10 protein-coding genes are annotated in these 12,615 nt (G+C 34.9%); all 10 read left to right on the forward strand.

Annotated elements, in window-relative coordinates:
* Positions 1-26 precede the first annotated feature (26 nt).
* The 10 genes from JP39_RS00115 to JP39_RS00160 all read left to right on the forward strand — a co-directional run bounded on the left by JP39_RS00115 (position 27) and on the right by JP39_RS00160 (position 12,386).
* On the forward strand, positions 27-1,370 hold the full coding sequence (locus tag JP39_RS00115) for a 6-phospho-alpha-glucosidase (RefSeq protein WP_041499090.1): 1,344 nt from the start codon (positions 27-29) through the stop codon (positions 1,368-1,370).
* Positions 1,371-1,466: 96 nt separating this feature from the next.
* On the forward strand, positions 1,467-3,350 hold the full coding sequence (locus JP39_RS00120) for an alpha-glucoside-specific PTS transporter subunit IIBC (RefSeq protein WP_041499091.1): 1,884 nt from the start codon (positions 1,467-1,469) through the stop codon (positions 3,348-3,350).
* 72 nt (positions 3,351-3,422) lie between these two features.
* A complete protein-coding gene (locus tag JP39_RS00125; protein WP_041499093.1) occupies positions 3,423-4,187 on the forward strand; it encodes a MurR/RpiR family transcriptional regulator in 765 nt (254 codons plus the stop codon).
* Positions 4,188-4,199: 12 nt separating this feature from the next.
* Positions 4,200-4,691: a hypothetical protein gene (locus JP39_RS00130; RefSeq protein WP_041499095.1), complete on the forward strand. Its 492-nt coding sequence runs from the start codon at positions 4,200-4,202 to the stop codon at positions 4,689-4,691.
* 22 nt (positions 4,692-4,713) lie between these two features.
* On the forward strand, positions 4,714-5,190 hold the full coding sequence (locus JP39_RS00135; RefSeq protein ID WP_041499096.1) for a PTS sugar transporter subunit IIA: 477 nt from the start codon (positions 4,714-4,716) through the stop codon (positions 5,188-5,190).
* A gap of 78 nt (positions 5,191-5,268) precedes the next feature.
* Positions 5,269-6,942 carry a glycoside hydrolase family 13 protein gene (locus tag JP39_RS00140; protein WP_041499097.1) on the forward strand — a complete coding sequence of 558 codons (1,674 nt, stop codon included), beginning with the start codon at positions 5,269-5,271 and terminating at the stop codon, positions 6,940-6,942.
* A 74-nt stretch (positions 6,943-7,016) separates the two neighbouring features.
* Positions 7,017-8,399: a class-II fumarase/aspartase family protein gene (locus JP39_RS00145; RefSeq protein WP_041499099.1), complete on the forward strand. Its 1,383-nt coding sequence runs from the start codon at positions 7,017-7,019 to the stop codon at positions 8,397-8,399.
* A gap of 159 nt (positions 8,400-8,558) precedes the next feature.
* Positions 8,559-10,115 carry a PTS transporter subunit EIIC gene (locus tag JP39_RS00150; RefSeq protein ID WP_041499100.1) on the forward strand — a complete coding sequence of 519 codons (1,557 nt, stop codon included), beginning with the start codon at positions 8,559-8,561 and terminating at the stop codon, positions 10,113-10,115.
* A 107-nt stretch (positions 10,116-10,222) separates the two neighbouring features.
* Positions 10,223-11,560: a 6-phospho-alpha-glucosidase gene (locus JP39_RS00155; RefSeq protein WP_041499102.1), complete on the forward strand. Its 1,338-nt coding sequence runs from the start codon at positions 10,223-10,225 to the stop codon at positions 11,558-11,560.
* Between the two features lie 58 nt (positions 11,561-11,618).
* On the forward strand, positions 11,619-12,386 hold the full coding sequence (locus JP39_RS00160) for a MurR/RpiR family transcriptional regulator (RefSeq protein ID WP_041499103.1): 768 nt from the start codon (positions 11,619-11,621) through the stop codon (positions 12,384-12,386).
* Positions 12,387-12,615 lie beyond the last annotated feature (229 nt).

The raw sequence follows: 12,615 nt of genomic DNA on the forward strand, positions 1-12,615 counted from the left end.
ATTCAATATAATTTGGAGGGTATCTCATGGTTAACGCAAAAGATGATAGAAAGTTTTCTGTTTTGATTGCTGGTGGTGGTAGTACATATACACCTGGCATTGTTTTGACATTATTAAATGGTTTAGACAAATTTCCACTTAGAAAATTAAAGTTTTATGACAATGACGCAGAACGTCAAAAGAAAATTGCTGATGCAACTGCTATCCTTGTTAAAGAAAGAGCACCTGAAATTGAATTTGAAGCAACTACAGACCCTGAGGAGGCATTTACCGATGTAGATTTCGTTATGGCACAAATTCGTGTAGGTAAGTATGCAATGCGTAGCCTTGATGAAAAGATTCCATTAAAACATGGCGTAGTTGGTCAAGAAACAACAGGACCCGGAGGTATTGCATATGGACTTCGTTCAATTCCTGGTGTTGTTCAATTAGTTGATTACATGGAAAAGTATTCTCCAAATGCTTGGATGCTTAATTACTCAAATCCTGCAGCTATTGTTGCTGAAGCAACTCGTCGTTTAAGACCAAACTCAAAGATTATTAATATCTGTGATATGCCTATTGATATTATGGATAGAATGGCAGCTATCCTTGGAAAGAAAGATCGTAATGATTTGGTATTCAGATATTATGGTCTAAATCACTTCGGTTGGTGGACAGATGTTCGCGACAAGCAAGGTAATGACTTGATGCCTCAGTTGAAAGAATATGTTTCTAAGAATGGTTACTGGGTTGGCGGTGACTATGATAAGAATACTGAAGCAAGTTGGGAAAGCACATTTAAGAAAGCTGCAGATGTTTATAAACTAGATCCAACAACACTCCCTAACACATACTTGAAGTATTATATGTATCCATCATGGGTTGTAAAGCATTCAGATCCTAACTATACAAGAACAGACGAAGTTGAAGCACATCGTCAAAAGATGGTATTCGGTGAATGTGCACGTATCGTTGAAAATAACACAGCTAAGGATACTGAATTTAAACCAGATGAACATTCAACATATATTGTTGATTTATGTACAGCCATTGCATATAACACACATCAAAGAATGTTAGCTATTATCCCTAACGAAGGTGCTATTTCAAATATTGATCCAACAGCTACCGTTGAAGTACCTTGTCTATTTGGTGCAAATGGACCAGAACGTCTATCAATGGGTAAGGCTGCAACATTCCAAAAGGGTATGATTACAGAACAAAATAGTGTTGAGAAATTAGCTGTTGATGCTTGGGAACAACACTCATATACAAAATTATGGCAAGCATTTAGTTTATGTAAGATAGTTCCTGATGCAGGTGTTGCTAAGGATATTTTGGATGAAATGATTGTTGCAAATAAAGAATATTGGCCAGAACTTAAATAATTGATTTTAAGTATTGGTAATTATTGAAAGGCTATTTCAACAAGGGTGGAATAAGCCTTTCTTTTTTTAAATTAAAAAGAAGTGGGATGAATTACTATGATGCAGAAATTGCAAAAATTTGGTGCTGCAATGTTTGTTCCTGTCTTGTTATTCTCATTTGCAGGGTTAATTGTAGCCTTTGGATCACTATTCACTAATCCAGAAATCTTTCATAACTTAGCTCAACCAACGACAAGTTGGTATGGCATCTGGTTCACCATTGAAGAAGGTGGCTGGACAATCTTTAGACAGATTCCGCTACTATTCGTTGTTGGTTTGCCAATTGGGTTGGCTAAGAAATCTCAAGGACGTGCAGCTCTGGAGTCGTTAGTAACATATCTAACGTTTAATTACTTTATTGGTGGAATGTTAAGCCAATGGGGACCATTCTTTGGTGTTAATAATTATGCCAAAGATATCACCGCAAATTCTACTAACGGTGGTTTAACTATGATTGCCGGGATTAAGACGCTGGATACAAGTATTGTCGGTGCCTTAGTTGTAGCTGGGATTGTAGTTTGGTTACACAACCGATATTTTGATAAGAAGTTGCCTGAATGGTTAGGTACCTTCCAAGGATCATCATATGTTGTTATTTTAGGATTTATTAGTATGTTTGCTTTAGCTTTCGTTACTTGTCTTGTATGGCCTAAGATTCAGTTAGGTATTTCAAGTCTTCAAGGATTCATGAAGAATACAGGTGTTATTGGTGTTTGGGTATATTGTTTCTTACAACGTGTACTTATTCCTACCGGACTACATCACTTCATTTATATTCCATTCCAATATGGTCCAGCTGCTGTTGCTGGTGGTCTACAACCATACTGGTTAAATCATTTGGCAGACTTTGCCGGCAGCACACAATCCCTAAAAGCTCTTGCTCCATCAATGGGATTTGAATTGTTTGGTAATGAAAAAGTATTTGGTATTCCTGCTATTTGTTACGCATTCTATGTTACGGCCAAAAAAGACCGTAAGAAGCAAACAGCTGCTTTGTTGATTCCCGCTGGATTAACTTCAATTGCAGCTGGTATTACAGAACCTGTTGAATTTACATTCTTGTTTGCTGCTCCAGTACTATGGTTTGTTCACTCATTCCTAGCAGCTACAATGGATGCAACTATGTATGCTTTTGGTGTTGTTGGTCAATTTGATGGTGGTTTAATTCAGTTTATTAGTATGGATTGGATTCCACTTTGGGCAAATCACTGGCACACATGGGTTACTCAAATCATTATTGGACTAATTTTTGCATTAATTTATTTTGTTGTATTCAAAACTTTGATTGAGAAATTTGATTTTGCAACACCAGGTCGTGAGGCTGAAGGTGAGGCTACAAAATTAATTAATAAGAAAGAATATAAGTCAAAGAAAGCAACTGGTACAGATGCATCAAATCCTTATATTGAACGTGCACAAGCATATCTTTCTGGTTTAGGTGGTACTAAGAACATTGAAGATATGACAAGTTGTGCTACAAGATTACGTATTACTGTTAAGGATCCAGAGAAGGTTGAATCTGATGAAATGTTTAAATCTAATAAAGCAGTTGCAGTGGTAAGACACGGTAAAGCAATTCAAGTTATTGTTGGATTGGATGTTGCCCAAGTTCTTGAAAAGATGCAGGAATTATCATCAGGTCCAATTGAACCTGGAGAAGATAATAATTCTGAACCAACTACTACTAAAGATTTAACGCCTATTCAGCAGAGAGCGCTGTTAATCTTGGATTCATTGGGAACTATTGAAAATGTTGAAAATATTGAAACAAATGATGGAAAGATAACTGTTACCGTCGTAGATCCCGCTTCAGTTGACTCAAAAGATATATTTGATGATTTAGGATTAAATATTGATGATGTTCAACTTAATGATAAAAAGGCAACTATTAGTATGAAAGATGCCGAATTATATGCTCATACGATGCTATCGATGATTTAATGGAAAATAATATTGCTGATTTTGAATATACATTGTTAACCTTCATAATAAAAGTATTAGGAGGGGATATATTTGAAATTAGATTCATATATTTATAAACATTTTGATGATTTGAATCCAAATGACAAATCAGTTATTAGTTTCATATTAAATAATAGCAAAAAGGTTATTAATATGAATATTAATGAGGTGGCCAAGGCATGTTTAGTTTCACCATCGGCAGTTTTTAGGCTTACTAGGAAAATTGGATTGTCAGGATTTAACCAGCTGAAATTTATCTTAGCTGAGGATCAAGAATTTATCGCATCAAAGGGTAACACTAATTTTGTTAAGGATACGAAAAATGCTATTGATTATACGGTCCACCAGTTTGAAACTACTAAGATAAATAATCTATATGAAAAGATGGATAATGCACCTAATATTTATGTTTATTCGACTGGCTGGGTTCAAGAAATAATTGCAAATCAATTACAGAGAAATTTTTTTCTAGTCGGTAAAAATGTATATGCTTTACCGTCAGCCGTAAGTGAATTAGCTAAAGTTTCACATCGTCTTAAAGAAAATGATATTTTAATTGTCGTCTCTTATACCGGAGAGAATAGTGAATTGGTAAATACAGTTAAAGAGATTGCTTTAAGGGGAATCTCAACGATTGCCTTTACACCATTTAATCAAAATAAGTTAGCAGGTGTTTGCGAATTTAGCTTAAATTACAATACCGTTGAATGTCCAATGCCAGATGACAAAGAAGGTAGTGAGATTTTCTTTACAGGTGTTTATGTACTAAACGATTTATTAGTAATGGGATACTCGAATTATGTAATTAACAAATAGGAGGTAATTTTCATGTTTACTAAAACTAACAATAGGCTAATGGATAAATTTGTTGGATTTTTAAGATATGATTTGAAAAAGTCGTTGAATATGTATACAGCAGTTTTAGCTATTGTTCCAATTGTCTTTTTCACATATATTGCATTTGCACTAAACTTGGCGCAAATGGGGTTACAAGAATATTTTTATAAAAGTCCAATAACAGCAGTTATGTTTATTGTTTGTTTGGTAGATTGGATTGTTGCCTATGTCCTATTTTTCCAACGAGACGTATTGATGAATAGTAGCAAAAGTATGGTTTATGTTTTCACCGTACTATCAATTGCACAATTAGCCGTTGGTAACTTGATATCCTTCGTTTTGGGAATAATCGTTTTATATCTATCAAAGGATATAAGATCAAATGATAATAAATTAAATAAGAATTTTATGTATTTGTTAATTGGATGCACTCCGTTGTACACAATCAGTGCTTTATTTTTAATAAATATGGGAATTCATTAGAGATACTAGGAAGGTGAAAATTATGTTTGGATTTGGTAAAAAGAAAGATAAGGTAGTAGCTGTTGCTGATGGGAAACTAATTCCCCTCGCAGAGGTAAAGGATGATGTATTTTCTGAAAAATTAATGGGAGATGGTTTTGCTGTAATACCATCAGATGATAATGTCTATTCACCAATTAGTGGTACCGTCTCTACTGTTTTCCCTACGGGTCATGCACTAGGTATTACGACGGATAAAGGACTAGAAGTGTTAGTTCATATGGGATTAGATACTGTAGAACTAAATGGTGCACCATTTATTAGTAAAGTTAAACAGGGACAAGAAATTAATAAAGGCGATCTATTATCGTTAATGGATGTCGATTCGGTTAAAAATTCTGGACGTGATAGTGTTGTAGTCGTTGTTTATACTAATATGAATTTGATATCCGATGTACCTGACATCAGTGAAAAAGCTGTTAGTCACGGTGAAGATGTGGGGGAAGTTCGGTATAAGTAATGTAAGCGTTGTCTTGAGGTAGAAAGTTATTTACAATGGAGTTGGTATTAAGGGCTCTCAAAGGGGGACAAAAAAATAATGGCACAAAATGATTGGTGGAAAAAATCAGTAGTTTATCAGGTTTATCCAAGAAGTTATCAGGATAGTAATGGTGATGGTGTTGGGGATATTCCCGGTTTAACAAGTCGGTTAGAGTATATTAAAGATTTGGGCGCAGATGTTATTTGGTTAAACCCAATCTATAAATCACCAGATAAAGATAATGGGTATGATATTAGCGATTATCGCAATATCCAAGCTGATTATGGAACTATGGATGATTTTGAGAAATTACTTCAACGCGCCCATGTCTTAGGCTTGAAAATTATGATGGATTTGGTGGTAAACCATACTTCAGATCAGAATAAATGGTTCCAGGAGAGTAAAAAATCCAAAGATAATCCATATCGTGATTATTATGTTTGGCGCGACCCTGTTGATGGCCATGCTCCAAATAACTGGGGATCTTACTTCAATGGACCTGCATGGAAATTTGATGAAGAAACTGGCCAATATTATTTACACTTATTTGCTGATGGACAGCCCGACTTAAATTGGGAAAATCCTAAAGTGCGTGATGAAGTTTGGGATATAATGCGTTTTTGGTTAGATAAAGGCGTTGACGGATTTAGAATGGACGTTATTAATTTGATTTCTAAACCATCAGGATTGCCAGATGGTCCACAAGCACCAGGTGAACGTTATGCTAACGTTGCTAAAGTGGTTGCTGATGGTCCAAGATTAAATGAATTTCTTCAGGAAATGAATAAAAAAGTTCTTTCGAAATATGATGTGATGACTGTTGGTGAAATGCCAGGATCAACACCTGAAGATGCTATTAAATATACAGGGTTGGATTCTCATGAGTTGAATATGGTATTTCAATTTGACCATGTGGATTTGGCTTCTAATCCAGATGAGCGACTATCTAAATGGAATGATGAACCGGTTAAACTTGTTGATTTGAAAAAGTCATTGAGTAAGTGGGAAACGTCATTAGATGGTAAAGGCTGGAATAGCTTGTACTGGAATAACCACGATCAACCAAGAACAGTCTCTCGATTCGGAACAGATGAGCCTAAATATAGAGTCCGTGCTGCCAAGATGTTGGGAACCACTTTACATATGATGCAAGGAACACCTTATGTGTATGAGGGTGAAGAAATAGGTATGACGAATGTCCACTATACTAAACTGTCACAATATGAGGATTTGGAATCATTGAATGCTTATCATGAATTTGTTGACGAAGAAAAAATTGTTGATAAGGATACGATGCTGAAATATCTTTCACACATGTCTCGTGATAATGCGAGAACACCTATGCAATGGGATAATAGTGAGAATGGTGGATTTACAAGCGGAAAGCCATGGTTCGAGCTTAATCCAAATTACGATATGATTAATGCTAGAGATAGTTTATCGGACAAGAATTCTATTTTCTATTATTATAAGAAACTAATCGATTTGCGTCATAAGAGTGATTTGATTGTTTATGGTGATTATGAGTTGCTTGATCCTAATGATGACAAAGTATTTGCCTATAAACGTCATTATAATGGTGAAACTTTATTGGTTATAAGTAACTTTACCGATCAGAATTTGTCACGTGATTACAAACAAAACGAAGCTAAGTTATTAATTAGTAACTATGAAGACGATGAAGATACTAAATTAAGAGCTTATGAGAGTAAAGTCTACTTATTTAAATAGGTTAAGTTGACGAAAGAGATCATACCTTAATTGGTATGGTCTTTTTTCTATCAAATTTAAAAGGGAGTAGTTTTATGGGTGCATTGTATGATTCAAAAACAAAAACGATGTTTGATCATGGAGTTCGTTATTTTTTCACGGATGAGGCTAAATATCGATCATGGATTTATGTCGAAGTTATATTGGCACAGTCCCAGGCAGAGCTAGGCTATATACCAGATAAGGCAGCTAAAGAAATAACTAAAAAAGCAAAATATGAGAATCTAGACTTTAAGCAAATGGAACATATATATGAAAGGGTGGGCCACGGGTTTGTTCCTTTCGTAAAGGTACTTGCTGATACTTGTGGGGAGGCAGGGAAGTACATCCATTACGGCGTAACCACGCAAAATATTCAACAAACAAGTGAACTTTTAATAATAAGAGAAGTAGATAAACGATTTATGATGGTTATTTCAGAAATATTGGATAATTTGGCTAAATTGGCAGCAAGTAATAGCAATACTGTAATGCCAGGTAGAACACATGGAAAACACGCAGTACCAATAACTTTTGGATTTAAGGTGGCTGGCTGGATTCAAAACTTTCTTAATGATATCAATAGATTACAAGAATTGGAGTCAAGAGTGTTTAATTCAATGATGGGAGGAGCAGTTGGGGCCTATAATTCAATGGGAGAGTACGGACCTAAAATTAATAGGTTAGTTGCTAAAAAGCTAGATATGAAACCAATGCCTATTCCATTACGCAATATTTCGGCTCAAAAAATAGAATATATGAATGCTTTATGCTTGTTAGCAACATCATGTGATCGAATAGCACAGGAGGTTTATGCAACCTCTATTGAAGAATACGGTGAAGTTTCAGAACCCTTTTTTCATGGTACCATCGGAAGTAGTACTATGCCTCATAAAATAAATCCCAAACTTTCAAAGGGCATTATTGCAAATGCACAAAAATTATATTCAGTCCCTGTTTCAGCTTATTACTCTTCTACTAGACCATTTGAGGCCGATAGTTCTTCAAATATGTTATTTGATGGCCTACTCAATGAGTCCTTGGAATTGGTTACTGAAGTGTTGCTAAGGACTGAAGAATTGACACGGGGCCTTCAAGTTCATAAGACAAAGATGGACCAAAATGCACATATTAATGATGGGCTAGATAATAGTGAGTACGTTATGATGAAAGTTGCGCAAAAGTTAGGAAAAGATCAAGCTCATTCAATGATTTATAAATTAGCTATGGAGGCTGAGCAGTCAGATGAAGGATATGAAGATGTATTATTATCTAATGAATATCTTCGGAACACATTTAGTAAAGAAGAACTTGAATGTATGCTAAAACCTGAAAAATATACTGGATTATCAAGTGAAATAGCTATTGAATTTTCGAAGAAGGCAAAAATAGAGTCTGACGAATTAAAAAAGCGGTATAAAAAACGATTAGAATTTTAGAAGAAAGTTATGAAATTAGGAATGTCTTAAGACCATAGTTGGTTTTAAGGCATTTTTTAGTTTCATTAGATGGACCAGGGTTCCAAGCATCTGCGAATTATGTAAACGCTATCAAAATTTTGATATAGTTTAACTATCGAAATCAGGAGGATTAGATGTATGAAAAAAGGAATGCAACAATTTTCAAGATCCGCTATCATTCCGATTAAGTTCATGGCTGTTATGGGATTATTCTTAGCTTTTGCTGTCCTAATGCAACTAGAATTTATGCCTACTTTTGTTCAAAGTACTGGTGCGATGATTAAGTCTATGATGGATGCCATGATGAATAATTTATCAATTATTTTTTGTGTAGCAATTGCATCGTCTATGGCAAAAAAGAACAAATTAGAGGCTGGAGTTTTGGCCGTGATAGTTTTCTTAATGTTTTTGGCTGCTAATAATGCGTGGCTATCTTCTCAACATATGTTGGCAAAAGAAGGAGCCGTTGGATTATATGGAACTGGTCAAAATTTAGTTTTAGGATTTCAAGTAGTTGATATGAACGTATTTTTAGGTATGTTGTTGGGTATTTTAACGGCATTTATTCACAATAAGTTTGGTGAAAAGAAATTTATTGATGTTTTTAGTATTTATGGAGGTCCAAGATTGGCCTTTATCGTTATGATTCCTGTGACGCTGGCATTAGCAATTAGTCTTTGTTATGTATGGCCTGTCATCAATAAAGGGATTAATAGTACTTCGAATTTCATTTTAGGTGCCGGGGCAATTGGTGTCTTTCTGTATGGCTTTGGTAATCGTTTCTTGATTCCAACTGGATTACACCATCTGTTATGGATGCCATTCTGTTTCACAGCAATTGGTGGAACAGCAACTATTGCAGGCAAGGTTTATACAGGGGCTGTAAATATTTTCTACGCGGAAATGGCTAATGTTGGTAGTATCACATCATTAGACCCATCAATCCGATTTGCTTTCTTCGGATTTTCAAAGATTTTTGCATGTATTCCAATTGCCTTAGCTATTATTCATATGGCAAATAAGAATCGACAAGATGAAATCAAAGGGATGGTTTTACCTGGAGCATTTGTCGGTACTGTCGCAGGTATTACTGAACCACTAGATTTTGCATATCTATTTGCAGCACCACAATTATGGTTCCTACACAGTGTACTAGCGGGCTTATCAGAAGCTCTATTATGGCAGTTTGGAATTAGAACATTTGTAAAGGATGGAGTAATTGATACCACAGTTTCTAATGCAGTGTTTAGCCCATCATTAACAAAAGTCCATTGGTTTATTATCTTTGGCCTAGTTATGTCAGCGGTTTGGTACTTCTCATTTGTATTCTTAATTAAGAAATTAGATCTAAAGACACCTGGTCGTGAAGATATTCCTGATTTAGCGGTTGCCGGTGTTGGAGCTGCTGATGTAAATACAATGCAACCAACTGTAGCAATGTCATCAAATAATGGTTCTAAATTTGACACATTAGTTGAAGGACTAGGTGGCAGAGAAAATATTGAAACATTAAATAATTGTTTTACACGTTTAAGAATTGATGTTTTAGATCAAGAAAAGATAAATCAAGAAAAAATTAAATTATTCCCAGGTCAAAAAGGGGTAATTATTGATAAGAATAATGTCCAAGTTGTTATGGGAATGGGTGTGCAAACAATTCGAGAAGAAATGGCTGAAGAATTAGGTATGGAATAAGGTCCAACGTATGATACCTATGTATCAGTAGTTCTCGGATGTATTGTAAACGGTTACTGAGTAATTTAAGGTAATAATCAACAAAGAAAGAAAAAGGGTGACTTAAAATGTTAGAAAAAAAATCAGTTGTTATTGCAGGTGGAGGAAGTACTTACACTGCCGGAATTGTAATGATGTTAATTAATAATCAAGATAAATTCCCATTAAAATCTCTTAAATTTTATGATAATGATTTTGAACGTCAAAAAGTTGTTGCCGATGCTTGTGAAATCATTATTCGTGAACGTGCACCTGAAATTGAATTTGTTGCAACAACTGATCCAGAGGTTGCTTTCAAAGATGTCGATTTTGTAATGGCTCACATTCGTCAAGGTGGCCTGAAGATGCGTGAAATGGATGAAAAAATTCCAATGAAATATGACGTTGTTGGACAAGAAACATGTGGTCCTGGTGGGATCGCCTACGGTATGAGATCAATTACAGGTGTTGTTGAATTGATTGATTATATGGAGGAATATTCTCCCAATGCGTGGATGTTAAATTACTCCAATCCAGCCTCAATAGTTGCTGAAGCTACACGGGTAATGCGACCAAATGCCAAGATTATTAATATTTGTGATATGCCAGTTGCAATCAAGCAAGGCATGGCTGATATTGTTGGATTGAAGAGTGGAAACGATATTGTTGATCGCTACTATGGTCTAAATCATTATGGTTGGTGGACAGAGATTCTTGATAAAGATGGCAATGATTTAATGCCTAAATTGAAAGAACATGTTAAGGAGTATGGTTATGGTCCAGATACCTCAGGAAACGATAATCCATTGTTGATGGAACAAAGCTGGATGGATACGTTCACTAAGGCAAAAGATATTTATGCGGTTGATCCAGATACATTACCAAATACATATCTTAAGTATTACCTATATCCAGACTATGTTGTAAAGCACACTGATCCAAATCATACTAGAGCTAATGAAGTTATGGAAAACCGTGAAAAAAATGTCTTTACAGAATGTAGAAATATTACATCTAAAGGAACTGCTGAAGATACAACATTGGAAGCCGGTGAACATGCTGAATTTATCGTTCAGCTTGCGGGAGCATTATCCTATAACACGCACGAGAGAATGTTATTAATTGTTGAAAATAATGGTGCAATTGCTAATATTGAAAATGATGCGATGGTTGAGGTTCCTTGTATTGTAAGTAAAAGAGGTTATGAACCATTAGCAATGGGTAAGATTCCAACATTCCAAAAGGGAATGATTGAACAACAAGTCTCAGTTGAAAAATTGGTCGTCCAAGCTTACATGGAAAAATCATATCAAAAATTGTGGAAAGCTTTGACTTTGTCGGCAACAGTTCCAAGTGCAGGTGTTGCTAAATTGATTCTTGATGATTTACAAGAAGCAAACAAGGAATATTGGCCAGAATTAAGTTAGACTTATAATTGTAAGAATTTATTTTCTTTAAATTAATAATTATAAGGGGCCTACTCAGATGAAATTAGAAGAAATAATTGATACACATTATGATGAATTCAGTACGACCGAAAAAGGGATGTGCAGTTATATTCTAAAGAACCGTGAGAAGGTTTCTTCTATGGGAATTCTGGATTTTGCTAGAGAAAGTTTATCATCGAAATCTTCAGTGATAAGATTTTGCCAGAAAATTGGGTTCACTGGATATACTGAAATGCGAAACTTTATTAAATGGGATGATGGCGATATTCAGGAAAATGCTAATTATAGTTTTTTTGGACAAGTTAAATCTGATACCGAGATGTTGATTGGATCTTTAGATAGTACTAAGTGGATTCCTATTTATAAATCAATACTCAAAGCCAATCGGGTAATGATGATTGCTACTGGAGTGACACAACAGAACCAGGCTTTGGAGTTACAACGCATGCTAATGTTAAGTGGGAAGGATTCGGGATTAATACCGGGAAATAAACATTCTTCAGAATTTCAACGGATGATAGAAACTTTGAATGAAAATGACTTTTTGATAATCTTGTCTCTTTCCGGTGAAAATAAAAACTTAGAAGAGGTTGTCCAAAAGATTAAACAAAGACAGAGTAAAACTCTTTCTATAACCAATTATCATAGCAACTGGCTTTCTCAGAACTGCGATTTTAATTTATATTCCAGAAGCTCAAGAAGTCCTAATACAGAAGATTGGTGGTTAAGGACCACTTCAACATTTTTTGTATTGATAGAAGCATTTGTTTTTGGATACAATGACTTTTTGAAATACTCAGAATAGTTTAGAATAATACCCTCGACAGTCTAGTTTGACTATCGAGGGTATTTATTTTAAGGACATTATAATTGACCATGTTTATCATTATTCTTTCTTATGAAGTTAAACACGATAACTGATATCAGAATTATCGGAGTAAACGAAGTCAGAAATTTACTATTTGTCATAAGAAAATAAAGTTCTAACAGAGCCATCAAGAATAAAATGAACTTTAAGGTAATAACTAGATTTT

It is taken from the genome of Companilactobacillus heilongjiangensis (assembly GCF_000831645.3).
Lineage (GTDB): Bacteria > Bacillota > Bacilli > Lactobacillales > Lactobacillaceae > Companilactobacillus > Companilactobacillus heilongjiangensis.

Excerpts from the sequence above, each read along its gene's own strand:
- JP39_RS00115 (WP_041499090.1), top strand. The coding sequence starts at position 27 with ATGGTTAACGCAAAAGATGATAGAAAGTTTTCTGTTTTGATTGCTGGT.
- JP39_RS00120 (WP_041499091.1), top strand. The coding sequence starts at position 1,467 with ATGATGCAGAAATTGCAAAAATTTGGTGCTGCAATGTTTGTTCCTGTC.
- JP39_RS00130 (WP_041499095.1), top strand. The coding sequence starts at position 4,200 with ATGTTTACTAAAACTAACAATAGGCTAATGGATAAATTTGTTGGATTT.
- JP39_RS00135 (WP_041499096.1), top strand. The coding sequence starts at position 4,714 with ATGTTTGGATTTGGTAAAAAGAAAGATAAGGTAGTAGCTGTTGCTGAT.
- JP39_RS00140 (WP_041499097.1), top strand. The coding sequence starts at position 5,269 with ATGGCACAAAATGATTGGTGGAAAAAATCAGTAGTTTATCAGGTTTAT.
- JP39_RS00145 (WP_041499099.1), top strand. The coding sequence starts at position 7,017 with ATGGGTGCATTGTATGATTCAAAAACAAAAACGATGTTTGATCATGGA.
- JP39_RS00150 (WP_041499100.1), top strand. The coding sequence starts at position 8,559 with ATGAAAAAAGGAATGCAACAATTTTCAAGATCCGCTATCATTCCGATT.
- JP39_RS00155 (WP_041499102.1), top strand. The coding sequence starts at position 10,223 with ATGTTAGAAAAAAAATCAGTTGTTATTGCAGGTGGAGGAAGTACTTAC.
- JP39_RS00160 (WP_041499103.1), top strand. The coding sequence starts at position 11,619 with ATGAAATTAGAAGAAATAATTGATACACATTATGATGAATTCAGTACG.